The sequence below is a fragment of the Massilia alkalitolerans DSM 17462 genome (assembly GCF_000427785.1).
Lineage (GTDB): Bacteria > Pseudomonadota > Gammaproteobacteria > Burkholderiales > Burkholderiaceae_D > Telluria > Telluria alkalitolerans.
On sequence record NZ_ATYR01000001.1, the window covers coordinates 437521 to 452008 of the forward strand.

Here is a 14488-nt window from a genome sequence, read left to right on the forward strand (position 1 = left end):
GCATTCTACTCCTAATCTGGAACGGGCGTGCGGCCCGGACCAGGAATTACTTGGTCGGAGCCGGTGCGGCCGGAGCCGGTGCTGCTGGTGCGGCCGGGGCCGGAGCGGCTTCGCCCGGCGCCGCAGGAACGGCGACGCCCGGGGTCTGCGGGATGTCGTTGGCCGGAACGGCGGTGGTCGGGCCGGCGTTCGGGCCTGCGCCCGGGACGTCGCTCGGAATGCCGGTGGCCGGCGCCTGCGAGGAAGGCACGGTGACGCGCTCCATCACGCCGCCATCGGTGCCGGCGGCGGTGCTGCCATTGCTGTGCCAGGCCAGCGCCAGGGTCGATGCGAAGAACACGGCGGCCGCGACGGCGGTCGACTTCGACAGGAAGTTCGACGAGCCCGAGGCGCCGAACAGGCTACCCGAGGCGCCCGAGCCGAAGGCCGCGCCCATGTCGGCGCCCTTGCCGTGCTGGACCAGCACCAGGCCGATGATGGCCAGGGCCGAAATAACCTGCACAACAATAATCAGATTGAACACGGTGTTCATTGCAATTCCATTTCCAAGTTAAACGACGTCGATTGACTGCTTTGTGAATGCTTTATCTCTAAAGCTTTTACTTCTTTTGAAACTGTGAATCTCTCAATTCGCTGAGCGAATGATGCCGAGGAAGTCTTGCGCTTTCAGCGCCGCACCACCGATCAGGCCGCCATCGATGTCCGGCTGCGCCATCAGGTCCGCCGCATTATCCGGCTTCATGCTGCCGCCGTACAGCACCAGCGTGCGTTGCGCGGCGTCGGCGTTGCAAGCGCGCAGTTTTTCGCGCACGGCGGCGTGGACTTCCTGGGCCATTTCCGGGGTTGCGGTCTTGCCGGTGCCGATCGCCCACACCGGCTCGTAGGCCAGCACGATCTTGTCGACAGCATCGGCCCCGACCGCTTCCAGCACGGCTTCCAGCTGAGCATTGACCACGTCCATGGTCTGCCCCGCTTCGCGCTGCTCCAGGGTTTCGCCGATGCAGACGATCGGGGTCAGGCCGGCTTCCAGCGCAGCCTTGGTCTTTTTCGCCACCAGCTCGTCCGTCTCGCCGTGGTAGGCGCGACGCTCCGAGTGGCCGACGATCACGTAGCGACTGCCGAAATCCTGCAGCATCGACATGCACACTTCGCCGGTATAGGCGCCGACCGGATGGCAGGACACGTCCTGCGCACCCCAGGCGATCGGGGAAGCCTTGAGAATTTCTTCGCACTGGAACAGGTAAGGCGCCGGCACACAGACCGCGACCTGGGCCTTGGCATTGCCGAGACCTTCGAGGATGCCGGTCAGGAGCGCGGCATTGGCAGCGCGGCTGCCGTTCATTTTCCAGTTACCTACGACGAGCTTGGGACGCATAGAACCCCATCTTTTAATTTAACCCGCTATTCTAGCGGTCGAATATGTGGCGGTCAAACAATGGCTGAGCCATTCCTTGAACGCCACTTCCCTTTTTGATTCAATCTGTTAGACCACTTCCAGCACGATCTTGCCGACGTGGGTGCTGGATTCCATCAGCGCGTGTGCCTCGGCCGCCTGGGCCAGCGGGAAGCTCCGGTAAATGACCGGCTTGAGTTTGCCCTGTTCGAACAGCGGCCACACGTGCTCGCGCAAGCTGCGCGCGATCGCGGCCTTGAAGGCGACCGGGCGCGGGCGCAAGGTGGAGCCGCTGATGGAGAGGCGGCGGCGCAGCACCTGGCCCAGGTCGATCTCGGCTTTCGCGCCGCCCAGCAGCGCGATCAGGGCGATGCGGCCGTCGTCGGCCAGGCAATCGATCTCGCGCGGGATGTAGTCGCCGGCGACCATGTCGAGGATCACGTCGACGCCCTTCCCGCCCGTCAGCTCTTTTACTACGGCGGCAAAATCCTCGTTGCGGTAATTAATGCCGCGTTCGGCGCCGAGCTGCTCGCAGGCGCGGCATTTTTCGTCCGACCCGGCGGTAGCGAAGACGCGATGCCCCAGGGCCGCGGCGAGCTGGATCGCGGTGACGCCGATGCCCGAGGTGCCGCCCTGCACCAGCAGCGACTCACCCGGCGCCAGTTGCGCGCGGTCGAACACATTTGACCAAACGGTAAAAAAAGTCTCCGGCAGCGACGCCGCTTCCAGCGGGCTCAGGCCTTGCGGGACCGGCAGGCATTGCTCGGCGGGCGCGGTGCAATATTCGGCATAGCCACCGCCCTGCACCAGCGCGCAGACCATGTCGCCCTTGGCAAAGCCGGCGGCCGCGTAGTCGCCGTCGACGATCTCGCCGGCCACTTCCAGGCCCGGCAGGTCGGAGGCGCCAGGCGGCACCGGATATTTACCGAGCCGCTGCAGCACGTCGGGGCGGTTGATGCCGGCCGCGTGCACCTTGATCAACACCTCGCCGGCCTTCAAGACCGGCACAGGCCGTTCGCACAGTTGCAGGACGTCCGGCTTGCCGGGCTGCGTGATTTCGATGGCGCGCATGGGAACTCCCGTGTTGAAAAAACCACAATTGTAAGGGAGCCGGCAAAAACCTGCGTGAACTTAGGGTGCTTCCTGATGCGGCGCCCCGGGCAGAATGTCGGCCCCGCCGTTATGCCAGACCGCATATCCATCGCGCGCGACGAGCTCGATCTCGGCGAACACGGCAGCCCCTGGAAATCTCGGGAAGATCGAGAAGCGCAGGCGAACCTTGGCAGCGCCCAGTTCATGCATCCACTCCCCCAGCAGAGCGCGCAATCGTGCGGCATACAGCCGCGCGACGGCATCGCCTGCGGGATGCGGCGGCACTGCGCACTCGCGCAGCAGGTCGAACGCCGGCCAGTGCCTGATGGTGTATGCATCGCGCAAGCGATCCAGGGCGCGGCGCCCATCGGCGGCGATGACATGCTGACACAGCCCGTACCCAGCCTCGCGCATCGCTACCGCTCGCCGGAACACCGACGAATCATGCGGCGCGCAACGCGCCGACGCATGCAGCGACACAGTCCGGCCGTCCCGCGCCACGATCGTGAGGATGCATTCGACAGGATCACCGAAGCTGCTTCCGTTCGCAGGCATCGATGCCGCCGGCGAGCAGAAGGCAAGCGAAAGCGTGGCGCTGGACAGCATATCCGGCACCAGCCCTTGCCGAGCCAATGCGGTTCGCAGGAAAACAGCATGGCTACGTGCTACCGACACACATGCCGTGGCCTCCGGCAGTGCGCGGCCATGCAGCAAGTCGAGTTCCACGCGCATACCGGAAGCGCGCGCCTCCGTGTACAGCACGCCAAGTGCCCAATAGCCGTGATAGTCGTTGTTACGGCTCATGAACTTGCCGAGAAGTCCCGCAGCCGCGTGGCGAAGTTTGCGTTTGGCAATCATGCCCATACCCCGTCGATCGCCGGATGCCTGGCATCACGCGGCGGATCGATCAAGATGAATGGCCAGGGGGTCAGATTACCACAACCACCAGCCTCATGGGCGCAAACGCCGCTCCGGCTCCTGCATGACGCTGACACCCACCAGGGTGTCGCGCCGCAAGCGCACGCGGGTATGCGGGGCACGGATCCCGGCGCACATGCCCCAGGCCGCGGCCCAACGCAGCGCCCGGTCCGTTTCCGGTCCGAAGGGCCGCGCTGCCGAGGCCCGGTTCAGCGCGGCCGACATACGCTGCATCGCATAAAGCTTTTTCATCGAAACAATCTTGGCCATGGGACCAAGATAAAGTTTCAGGCCGGGACTGACCGTTCCCTACCTAACTCAGTGGCGATGCCGATGATGTCGATTCGCGCGGGACAAACAGCGGGCTCAGGCCGGCGTCCACGGCCTGCAGCGCCTGCAGCGCCATCGCATACGCGCCCTCGTAGGACTTTGCCGCGGCAATGAAGCGCCCGTTATGGCAGAACTTCGCATCGGGCACGCCAGTCACCGCCGCCAGGTCGGCGTCACGCAGGCCGGCCCAGCTTTCCGGCAGGTCGGCGCGGGCATCGAAGGTATCGGTCGTGGCCGGTACGGTATGCAGCATGTAGCGGTCTTCCGACAGGCTGTGACTGAGCACGAAGAGCACCTTCGGCATTTCCTTGCGCACCACCGAGCTCCACGGCAGCGCGGCATTCTTCAGGAACAGCAGGCGTCCATTCTCCAGCACCTGCGCCTGGCGCACCTGGGCCAGCGCCAGGATGGCGCCGACACGGTACTTGACCGAATTGACGATCACCTCGGTGAGGAAGTCCATCGCCTTGCGGAACTGGGCCAGGCGGTAGGCATCGGCCCGCTCGCCATAGCCCAGACGCTGCTCGTCCATCCAGTTCGGGTTGAAGCCGGACACCACGGCCGACATGCCGTAGCCGCCCGGCGCATTCTTGGCCGCGCCCACGTCCGACAGGTCGAGGTACTGGACGATGTCGGCATCGATGGCATAGGCCATCTGCTGCGCCGTGTCCTCATCGAGCCCGTGGCCGGTGTGCTGCATGGCCAGATGGGCGACGCAGCGCGCGCCGTATTCGCGCCAGACCAGGCCGGCGCTGGCATAAGGCACGCCGCTCGTGCGGGCGCCGTCGAAGCCCTTCTGGTGATGGTCGAAGCGGCCCGCGGCCGGATCCCAGATGCCGCCGACATCGACCACGAAGTCGGCGGCCTCGATGATGGCGGGCTCGCGCGTCCTGACGATCTCGGCGTCAGGAAAGAGGATGTGCAGGACGGCCACCGCCCATGCGTCGTCCGCATGGAACTTGCCGTTGTGGGTCACGATGACCATTGTCGCTCCAATACTTGAAAATCAGGAGCGCATCATACAGGGTTCACCCCGGCGGCTTCACACCGCTTCCGGCGCGAGCCGTTGTGGATGGCTGTACAGCACATGGCGCCCTCCCCGCACGAAACCGGCCAGGGTCAGCCCTGCCCGCTCGGCCACCTGCACCGCCAGCGCGGTCGGCGCCGAGACCGCGGCTAGCAGCCCAAAGCCCGCGCGCGCGGCCTTCTGCACCATCTCGAAGCTGGCGCGGCTGGTCACCACCGCGAAGCCGCTTCCCGTATCGGCCCTGGCGCGCGCCAGCGCGCCGACCAGCTTGTCGAGCGCATTGTGGCGGCCGATGTCTTCGCGCACGCACAACAGCTCACCGGTGCCATCGGCCCAGCCGGCCGCGTGCACGGCCCCGGTCGCATGGTGCAGGTCCTGGCGCGCCGCCATCGCCGCCATCGCACGGTGCAGGGCGTCGGGTGCGAAGCTCACCTGGGTGCTGCCGCGCAGGTCGGCGAAGGCATCGTCGTCGAAGCAGTCCAGGCTCTCGACGCCGCACAGGCCACAGCCTGTCTTCCCGGTACGGGCGCGGCGCGTCTGCTTCAGCCGCATCATGGCGCCGGCCGCGATGCGCATCTCGATGGCGATGCCGTGCGGCGTCTCTTCCACCTCGACGTCGTGGATGTCGCGCGCGTCGCGCACGATGCGTTCGCCCAGCGAGAAGCCGAGCGCGAAATCTTCCAGGTCCTGGGGCGAGGCCAGCATCACCGCATGGCTGATGCCGTTGTAGCTGAGTGCCACCGGCACCTCGTCCGCCACCAGCTCGGTCGCGCTTTCCAGGCGCCCGTCGCGCCAGCGCCCGGCCGGCAGGCGGCATGCGCCCTCAGGTACGTCGTAGTGCGCGAAGAAGCCTGCGCCCGCGTTCACGACCGCCTCCCGCCGCGCTCGAGGATCACGTCGATCGCCTTGGCCGCCGGCACCTTGCTTTCCTTGGCGTGGTGCCACAGCGGGATCAGGGGATTCAGCTCGGGGAAGTAGCCCGCGATGCAGCCTTCCGGCACGTCGTAGGGCACCACCGCCAGGCCGCCGACGCGACGCTCGACGCCGTCCTCGGCGGCGCAGCGCAGGCCCACCAGGTCGCCCTGCTTCAGCGCGTATTTGGCCATGTCGGCGCGCGCCATGAAGATCACCATGCGGCTGCCGTAGACGCCGCGGAAGCGGTCGTCGTGACTGTAGATGGTGGTGTTGAACTGGCCGTCGCTGCGCACCGTGAACAGGCGCAGCGTGCCCGCGCCGCCCTTCAGGTCCGGATTGCCCTGCAGCGCTTCCGGCACCGTGAAGTTGGCCTTGCCGCTCTCGGTCTTCCAGACCCGGTTCGCGGCGCCCAGGGGTTTGCGAAAGCCGCCCGGCGTCCACATGCGCGCGTTGAAGTCGTGGAAGATCTCGGGATAGGTCTGGGCGATCGCATCGCGGATGCTCGCGTAATCCGCCACCCAGCGCTCCCAGTCGACGCGCGGGTTGGGATCGAGCGTGGCCCTGGCGATGCCGGCCACGATGGCCGGTTCCGACAGCAGCGACGGCGCCACCGGCTCGGCCATGCCGCGCGAGCCGTGCATGCAGGCGGTCGAGTCCTCGACGGTGACGTCCTGCGGCCCGCTCGCCTGGCGGTCGATCTCGATCCGCCCCAGGCAAGGCAGGATGTAGGAGGCCTTGCCGTGCACGAGGTGGTTGCGATTGAGCTTGGTCGAGACCTGCACCGTCAGCGGGATCGCGCGCCACGCCGCCTCCATCAGCCCGCGCTCGGGCACCGCGCGCACGAAGTTCCCGCCCAGGCCGATGAAGGCCTGCACGCGTCCGGCCAGGATGCCTTCGCAGGCCTCGACCGTGTTCATGCCGGGTTCGCGCGGCGGCGCGAAGCCGTACTGTTCCTCCAGCTTCTCGAGCGGCGCCAGCTCGGGCTTCTCGGTGATGCCGACCGTGCGCTGGCCCTGCACGTTGGAGTGGCCGCGCACCGGGCACACGCCGGCGCCGGGCTTGCCGATGTTCCCGCGCAGAAGCAGCAGGTTGACGATCATCGCCACGTTCTGCACGCCGTTGCGGTGCTGGGTCAGGCCCATGCCGTAGACCGCCATCGCGGCGGCCGAGCCACAGTACACCTGGGCCGCGCTTTCGAGGGCGGCGCGGCGCAGGCCTGATTCGCGCTCGATGGCTTCCCACGCGCAGGCACGCACGGCCGCTTCGAACGCCGCGAAGCCGTGGGTATGCTCCTGCAGGAAGGCCATGTCGAGCACCCGCTGGCTGCCTGTCACACGGGTAGCGTCGTCGAAGGCGAAGATGGCCTTGCACAAGCCCATGATGGCGGCGGTGTCGCCGCCCGGCTTGACCTGGTGGTACTGGGTGCTGATGGCGGTCTCGGCTCCCGTAAGCATCTCGGCGGGCGATTGCGGATTGGTGAAGCTGACCAGGCCGCGCTCGCGCAGCGGGTTGAAGGTGATGATCGGCACCCCGCGGCGGCGCGCCTCCTGCAGCTGGTGCAACATGCGCGGGCTGTTCACGCCCACGTTCTGGCCGAAGAAGAAGATGCAGTCGGTCTGCTCGAAGTCGTCCAGCGCCACGGTGCCGACCGGCACGCCGATGGTCTTTTGCAGGCCGACCAAGGTGCTTTCGTGGCACATGTTCGAGCTGTCCGGCAGGTTGTTGTTGCCGTACATGCGCGCCAGCAGGCCATACATGTAGGAAGTCTCGAGCGAGGCGCGGCCCGAGCTGTAGAACACCACCTGTTTACGGTCCATGGTGCGCAGCAGCGCCCCGATCTCGGCAAACGCGCTGTCCCAGGCGATCTCGCGGTATTTGTCGGTCTGCGGGTCGTAGCGCAGCGGCACCGTCAGGCGGCCCTGGTCTTCCAGGCTGTGGTCGTCCCATGCTGCGAGCTCGGTGACGGTGTGGCGCTCGAAGAAATCGGCCCCGATGGTCTTGCTGGTGGTTTCCCAGGCGGTGGCCTTGGCCCCGCTTTCGCAGAATTCGAAGGGATGCGGATTGGCCGGCTTGGCCCAGGCGCAGCTGACGCAGGCATAGCCATCCGGCTTGTTCTGCTTCAGCAGCAGCCGGCTGTCCTTCAGCGGCACGCGCTGGTGCAGCAAGATGGTGGAGACTTCCTGCACCGAACCCCAGCCGCCGGCCGGCATGGTCGGGTTCTCGATCCTTAGCTCATTCGAATGCTTGCTCATGGCCGCTCCTCGTCCGTGGAAGCATCAAGCTAATCCAGTTGCCGGGGCCACTCGGTGCGCCTGCGAACAGTTGGGACGGCAAGACGGGTCAATTTGCGGACAAAATTTCTCGGCATGCAGAGAAGATTCTTGCAGGAATATTAATCGTTTGTGGCTTCGATCCCGCGCAAATGACGCGATTGTCGCCTTCTTGTTCAGGTCCCCGGGGCTGGCTACAGTTGTTAGACGAGCTCATGCATATCGCATGGCCACTACCCGAGGAGCCGACCATGAAACGCTTCCTTCCCCTCCTGCTCGATGCCGCCCGACGCATCAAGGACGGTTTCGCCCTCTCCACCACGGGCATGAATCCGCCGCGCCGGCGCCTGCTGCTGGGCAGCGCCATGCTGGCCGCGGCGATCGCCCTGCCGCAGCCGGCCGCCGCCCAGCCCTGGACCACGGAAAACTGGACCGGCACCTGGGGCACGGCGCCGGCCGGTCCGCCGCCGGTCGGCCTACCGCCCGACCCCAGCCTGCAGACCTTCGCCGACCAGACCCTGCGCCTGATCGTCCACACCAGCACCGGCGGCAACCGCGTGCGCATCCGGCTGTCCAACGAGCTGGGGTCCACACCCTTGACCGTCGGCGCCGCCCGCATCGGCCTGCGCGCCGGGGGCTCGGACGTCGCCGCCGGCACCGACCGCGCGCTCACCTTCGGCGGGCGCGCTTTTGTGACCATCCCGCCCGGTGCACCGGCGCTCTCCGATCCGGTGGAGCTGAACGTGCCGCCGCTGTCCGACCTGGCGGTAAGCCTCTACCTGCCCGGCACGGTACAGGCGACCACCGTGCACCAGCTGGCCCTGCAGACCAGCTACGTATCCCTGCCCGGCAATTTCACGGCCGCCGCCACCCTGCCGGTGCAGCGCACGATCCAGGTCTGGCCCTTTCTGACCGAGGTCGACGTCGACACCAGCGGCCCCACCATCGTCACCCTGGGCGACTCGATCACCGACGGCACCCGTAGCACGCCCGACACCAACAACCGCTGGCCCGACTGGCTGGCGCGCCGCCTGCAGACCGAGCGCGACCCGGTCCTCGGCATCAACGCGCGCTTCGGCGTGGTCAACCGCGGCATCAGCGGCAACCGCCTGCTGGGCAATTCGCCGAACACCCTGGCCGGGCGCAGCGCGCAGGAGCGCTTCGACCGCGACGTGCTGGCCACCGCGGGCGTGCGCTACCTCGTGGTCCTGATCGGCATCAATGACATCGGCAACAGTTCGGCCACCAGCCCGGTGACGGCCGAGGACCTGATCGCCGCCTACCGCCAGCTGATCCAGCGCGCGCATGCCAAGGGCATCAGCGTGATCGGCGCCACCCTCACGCCCTTCGAAGGCGCGGCGTATTACTCGCCCGAGAAGGAAGTCGTGCGACAGGCGGTGAACAACTGGATCCGCAATAACGACGAGTTCGACGCCGTGATCGACTTCGACCGCGTCACGCGCGACCCGGCGCGGCCGAGCCGCTTCCTGCCGGCCTACGACAGCGGCGACCACCTGCATCCGAACGACCTGGGCTATCAGGCGATGGGCAATGCGGTGCCGCTGAGCTTGTTCCGCAGTGCCGCGAAGGCGCCGGTCATTGCCAAGTGAAGTAAAAAACCGCCGGTCGAGGCCGGCGGTGTTTGATCAGGAATTGTTCCCCGTACGCGAACTCGTCGGCAGCGGCCGGCCCGGGCGCCAGGTGCGCGACATCGCCTGAGCCTCCTCGATCTGCTCCTGCGTCATCTGGCGCGAGATGGCCGCGCGTTGCTCGACCGCATTATGGTTGCCGCCGGCTGCCGCCAGGTTCCACAGCATATAGGCCAGCACCTTGTCTTGCGGCATGCCCGCCTGGTGGTAGCGGTACATCAGCCCGAGCGCGTGCTGCGCCTCGGCATGGCCCTGCTCGGCCGCCTTGCGGAACCAGCCCACGGCATGGCGCTGGTCCTGCGGAACGGCATTGCCGGTGTAGTACATGGCGCCGACCACGTACTGGGCGTCGGCCTTGCCCTGCTGGGCCGCCTTGTGGTGCCAGGCGAAGGCCTGCTTGTAGTCGCGCGCGACGCCGCGCCCCATGTAATACATCAGGCCCAGCAAATGCTGGGCATCCGCATGGCCGGCCTTGGCGAGCGGGACGATCTCTTTCAGTGCTAGCGCGTAGTTGCGCGCGTTATACGCGCTGGCCCCTTCCGCGAAGCCCGCATGCGCACTGGCCTGCAGGCCCAGCACGAATGCGATCGCTATCAATAGTTTTTTCATGTCTCGACCATGGAATCAGGGTCTCTGCGTACCCTTGGTCCTCGTGATGGACTCAATGTTGGTTCGTGTCGTTGTTCTTGTTCTGCTTATTTCCAGTTGACCTTGCCCAGGCCGTCGACGCTCACCTTGCGGTTTTGCGGCTTGCCGTGCACCGTCACCGAACCCAGGCCCGACAGGGTCAGATTGGCGCTGTCCTTGGCGGTCACGGTCGCGTTGCCCAGGCCGGACAGCTCGAGAGTCACGTTCTCGGCCGAGAATGCCTGGGCGTCCAGGCCGCCCAGTCCGCCCAGCTCGGCCTTCAGCTTGCGGCTGCGGCCCGACAGGGTCACGTAGCCGGCGCCGCTGAGGTTCAGCTCGACGCTCTCGCTGTTGATGCCATGTATCTTCATGCTGCCGACACCGCCCAGGTTGGCGGTCAGCACCTTGTAGTTACATGATACATTCATTGAGCCGGCCCCATCGAGGTTGAGCTCGAGCTCGTCACCCGAGAAACCGGTGATCGCGGTGCCGCCCACGCTTTCGGAACTGACTTCACGCAGGTTCGGCAGCGTCAGCTCGGCATGCAGGCCCATGCTGCGGCCGAGGTTGATGCTGACACCCTTGGTCTCGGTGCCGATGCTGATGGTGTCGCCGCTTTGCAACGTGGTGGTCTTGCCGAGCAGGCGCGGGTCGCCGGTCAGCACCAGCAGCGGCGTGCTGCCCTGGCGGATCTTGAGGTCCACCACGCCGTCGAGCTTGACGCGCACCACGCGCGCATCGACCTGGCGCGTCTCGGTGACCACATCCGGCGCAGCCTTGGCCATGCCCATGCAGGTCAACAGCCAGGTGCACAGTGCGGCGACCGCAAAGCCGGCCTTGGAAAGCTGATTCATACCATTCTCCGAATACATGTTCGTGTTGTCCGTGGGCCGCCTTGTGGGTGAACCAATGTGCAACAGCTCAAAATTATCATGTTGCAACTATATCCGTTCGTACCGCCATCGCCCACCAATCTGCGATGAACTGCAAAAATGGCACCCTGGAGCGGCGTATGCACGGATGGCTGGCCTGTGGCGCAGGGTGAACACGAGGCCAGGCTTCCCGATAAAAAGATTACTTATTGGCATGACATTGAGCTAAGATGCAGCGCATGACGGCCCTGCCGTCAGTACAGTTCCTTCCCGTATTTTTTCGAGGTCAACCAATGCGCATGCGCCAATTACCTGTATTGCTGGCCGGGCTCACGTTCTCGCTGTCGGCGTTCGCCGCCTCCGCGGACCAGTGGACCCTGCCGATCGCCGTCAAGAAGCTCGACAACGGCCTGACGGTCATCGTCACCGAAGACCGCAGCTCGCCCACCGTGGGCGTGTCAGTCGTCTACAAAGTGGGCATGCGCCTGGAGCCGAAGAACCGCACCGGTTTCGCCCACCTGTTCGAACACCTGATGTTCCAGGGCACGCCGAACGCCAAGAAGGGCGTCTTCGACACCACCATCACCGCCGGCGGCGGCCGCAACAACGGCTCGACCCGCGCCGACTACACCAACTACATCGAGACCGCGCCGCGCTCGGCGCTCGAGCCGATCCTGTGGCTGGAAGCGGACCGCATGAAGACGCTCGACTTCAACCCGGCCACGCTGAAGAACCAGCAGGACGTGGTAAAGGAAGAGATCCGCGTGAACGTGAAGAACCAGCCCTACGGCGGCTTCATGTGGATCGACATCGGCCAGCACGCCTTCCAGAAGTGGGAGAACAACCATGACGGCTACGGCAGCTTCGAAGACCTCGAGAACGCCAGCCTGGACGACGTGCGCGCCTTCCACCGCGACTACTACGGCCCGAACAACGCCGTGATCGCGATCGCCGGCGACATCACCCCGGCCCAGGGCTTCGCGCTGGCCGAGAAATACTTCGGCAAGATCCCGGCCCGCCCCACCCCGAAGCCGACCGACTTCAGCGAAGGCCTGAACACCGCCGAGAAGCGCCTGGTGCAGAGCGACGCACTGGCCCAGGTGCCGGCGATCGCCGCGGCCTGGAAGATGCCGCCGCGCGGCCACCGCGACCAGGCCGCCATGGCCGTGCTGGGCGAGCTGCTGGCCGGCGGCGACGCTTCGCTGTTCTACCAGGGCCTGGTGAAGGGCCGCGAGATCGCGCTCAACGTCGATTCCCTGTTCGGCCTGACCGGTCCCTTCGAATACGACGGCCCGACCCTCTTGACCGTGTTCGCCCTGTACAAGCCGAATAGCAGCGCCGACGCCATGCTCAAGGCCATCGACGAGGAACTCGCCAAGGTGGCGCAGAACGGCGTGGACGACGCGACCCTCAAGCGCGTCAAGACCCGCATGCTGGCCAACTGGAACAACCAGCTGGAGAGCTTCATCAACCGCGCCGACATGATGGCCAAGATGCAGGTGATGTGGGGCGACGCCAACGTGGTCAACAAGGTCCCGGGCCTGATCGAAGGCGTGAACTCGGAAGACATCCAGCGCGCGGTGCGCACCTACATGGTGCCGACCAACCGCACCGTCATCGACCGCAAGCCGGCCGCGATGCTCGCCGCCCCAGCCACCCCCGCTGCCGCAGCCGTACCGGCCGCCGCCGCCAACAAATAAGGAGCGCATCGATGAAAAAACTGATGCTCGCATTCGCCGTCTCGGTCGCCTTTGCGCCGATGGCCTACGCCGCGCCCGCCGCCGCGGACAACCCCGCATCGGCGGACCGGCCGATGCCGGCCTACGGCAAGGACAATCCGATCCCGGTGCCGAAGATCACCAAGAAAACCCTGGGCAACGGCCTGACCGTCTGGGTCGTGCCGCGCAAGGGCCTGCCGCGCGTGGACTACGTGCTGGCGGTACGCGGCGCCGGCTTCGCGGCCGACGCGCCGCAGTCCCCGGCCTTCGCCAACATGCTGGCCGGCCTGCTCAACGAAGGCACCGCCAAGCGCGACTCGCGCGCGATCGCCGAAGCGGCCCAGGGCATGGGCGGCGAAGTCGGCGCCAGCGCCACCTCGGACGGCATCGTGGTATCGGCCAATGCGCTGGTCTCGCAGGCCGCGCCGATGATGCAGCTGCTGGCCGAAGTGGCGCGTACCCCGTCCTTCCCGGAAAGCGAAGTGGCGCTGGCCAAGGCCAATGCGCTGCAGTCGCTGCGCGTGTCCGAGACCCAGCCGGGCTTCCGCGCCGAACGCGCCATCAGCCGCGCGGTCTACGGCGACCATCCTTACTCGCGCACCACCCCGACGGTGGAAGCCATCAACGCGGTGACCCAGGACATGCTGCGCGCCGAGCATGGCAAGCGCCTGCGCCCGGACCGCGCCTTGCTCGTGATCACCGGCCCGGTCAAGGAAGCCGACGCGCTCAAGCTGGCCGAACAGGCCTTCGGCGATTGGAAGGCCAGCGGCCCGGCCCTGCCGGAAACCGCCGCCGCCCCGGCCAATGCCAAGCCGGCGCGCATCCTGCTGAACCGCGACAAGAGCGTGCAGTCGGCGGTGCGCCTGGGCAGCCCGGGCATCGCGGCGAGCGCTCAGGACCAGATCCCGCTGCGCCTGGCCAGCACCATCCTCGGCGGCGGCTTCTCGAGCCGCGTCAACATCAACCTGCGCGAGGAAAAGGGCTATACCTACGGCGCCTCGGCCGGTGCGCGCATGAACCGCGCGGGCGGCGCGATCGTCGGCGGCGCCGACGTGCGCAACGAAGTGACCGGCGCGGCGCTGAACGAATTCTTCTCGGAGTACAAGCGCATCGGCACCGAACTGGTACCGGCCAAGGAAATGGAGATGAACAAGCGCTACGTGGCGGGGGGCTACATGATCAGCAACCAGCTGCAGCGCTCGGTCGCCGCGACCCTGGCGCAGAACTGGCTGGTCGGCCTGCCGGCCGAGTTCCTGGGCGAGTACGTGCCGCGCATCCAGAAGGTCACGCCGGAACAGGTGCGCGACGTGGCGAAGAAGTACTTCAATCCGGAGAACCAGTCGATCGTGGTGGTGGGCGATCCGAAGGCGGTGGGCGAGCAGCTCAAGGCCTTCGGGGAGTTCACGGTCACCGACAAGTGATCTTGCCTGCTTGATGTGGAAAGCCCCGCTGACGCGGGGCTTAATGAGATGGTCCCCCTCCACCCTGCAAGGTACTAATCTTGTGGGGTGTGTTCTTTCTGGACGGAGGCCATCATGCAAGACGTCACTCTCATCGGTATCGACCTCGGCAAGCACAGCTTTCACGTGCACGGACAGGATCGGCACGGCAAGGCGCTGCTGCGCAGGAAGTTCGACCGTAAGCACCTGATCACGTTTCTCGCTAACTTCCAGCCGT

General features: G+C 66.4%; 13 protein-coding genes and 1 pseudogene. 4 read left to right on the plus strand and 10 right to left on the minus strand.

Features of this window, described 5'->3' with window-relative positions; translation table 11 throughout:
• Positions 1 to 46 precede the first annotated feature (46 nt).
• The 8 genes from secG to YWC_RS0102050 form a co-directional block, all read right to left on the minus strand.
• Complete coding sequence (gene secG, locus YWC_RS0102015) at positions 47 to 532, minus strand: preprotein translocase subunit SecG (RefSeq protein ID WP_027863884.1); 486 nt, start codon at positions 530 to 532, stop codon at positions 47 to 49.
• A 93-nt stretch (positions 533 to 625) separates the two neighbouring features.
• Complete coding sequence (tpiA, locus tag YWC_RS0102020; protein WP_027863885.1) at positions 626 to 1375, minus strand: triose-phosphate isomerase; 750 nt, start codon at positions 1373 to 1375, stop codon at positions 626 to 628.
• A gap of 108 nt (positions 1376 to 1483) precedes the next feature.
• A complete protein-coding gene (locus YWC_RS0102025; RefSeq protein WP_027863886.1) occupies positions 1484 to 2464 on the minus strand; it encodes an NAD(P)H-quinone oxidoreductase in 981 nt (326 codons plus the stop codon).
• Positions 2465 to 2524: 60 nt separating this feature from the next.
• The gene (locus tag YWC_RS0102030; RefSeq protein WP_156923430.1) at positions 2525 to 3343 is read right to left on the minus strand and encodes a hypothetical protein; all 819 of its coding nucleotides are present in this window, start codon (positions 3341 to 3343) and stop codon (positions 2525 to 2527) included.
• 93 nt (positions 3344 to 3436) lie between these two features.
• Positions 3437 to 3655 carry a hypothetical protein gene (locus tag YWC_RS0102035; RefSeq protein WP_156923431.1) on the minus strand — a complete coding sequence of 73 codons (219 nt, stop codon included), beginning with the start codon at positions 3653 to 3655 and terminating at the stop codon, positions 3437 to 3439.
• A gap of 61 nt (positions 3656 to 3716) precedes the next feature.
• On the minus strand, positions 3717 to 4718 hold the full coding sequence (locus tag YWC_RS27885) for an MYG1 family protein (protein ID WP_051306132.1): 1002 nt from the start codon (positions 4716 to 4718) through the stop codon (positions 3717 to 3719).
• A gap of 57 nt (positions 4719 to 4775) precedes the next feature.
• Positions 4776 to 5627: a formate dehydrogenase accessory sulfurtransferase FdhD gene (fdhD, locus tag YWC_RS27890; RefSeq protein ID WP_051306133.1), complete on the minus strand. Its 852-nt coding sequence runs from the start codon at positions 5625 to 5627 to the stop codon at positions 4776 to 4778.
• On the minus strand, positions 5624 to 7927 hold the full coding sequence (locus tag YWC_RS0102050) for an FdhF/YdeP family oxidoreductase (protein ID WP_027863889.1): 2304 nt from the start codon (positions 7925 to 7927) through the stop codon (positions 5624 to 5626). Before YWC_RS0102050 ends, fdhD begins: the two co-directional genes overlap by 4 nt.
• Positions 7928 to 8196: 269 nt before the next feature.
• Between YWC_RS0102050 and YWC_RS0102055 the strand changes: the two genes are divergently transcribed.
• Positions 8197 to 9555, plus strand: a complete 1359-nt coding sequence (locus YWC_RS0102055; protein ID WP_084416248.1) for an SGNH/GDSL hydrolase family protein — start codon at positions 8197 to 8199, stop codon at positions 9553 to 9555.
• 36 nt (positions 9556 to 9591) lie between these two features.
• Here the strand turns inward: YWC_RS0102055 and YWC_RS0102060 are convergent, their stop codons facing one another.
• Positions 9592 to 10203: a tetratricopeptide repeat protein gene (locus tag YWC_RS0102060; protein ID WP_027863891.1), complete on the minus strand. Its 612-nt coding sequence runs from the start codon at positions 10201 to 10203 to the stop codon at positions 9592 to 9594.
• A gap of 86 nt (positions 10204 to 10289) precedes the next feature.
• Positions 10290 to 11075 carry a GIN domain-containing protein gene (locus YWC_RS0102065; protein WP_027863892.1) on the minus strand — a complete coding sequence of 262 codons (786 nt, stop codon included), beginning with the start codon at positions 11073 to 11075 and terminating at the stop codon, positions 10290 to 10292.
• A gap of 317 nt (positions 11076 to 11392) precedes the next feature.
• Between YWC_RS0102065 and YWC_RS0102070 the strand changes: the two genes are divergently transcribed.
• The 3 genes and pseudogenes from YWC_RS0102070 to YWC_RS32585 all read left to right on the plus strand — a co-directional run.
• Entirely contained in the window at positions 11393 to 12793 is a 1401-nt protein-coding gene (locus YWC_RS0102070; protein ID WP_229412983.1) for a M16 family metallopeptidase, read from the plus strand.
• Positions 12794 to 12804: 11 nt separating this feature from the next.
• A complete protein-coding gene (locus YWC_RS0102075) occupies positions 12805 to 14232 on the plus strand; it encodes a M16 family metallopeptidase (RefSeq protein WP_027863894.1) in 1428 nt (475 codons plus the stop codon).
• A 114-nt stretch (positions 14233 to 14346) separates the two neighbouring features.
• Positions 14347 to 14488: pseudogene (locus YWC_RS32585) on the plus strand (IS110 family transposase); the annotation flags it as partial.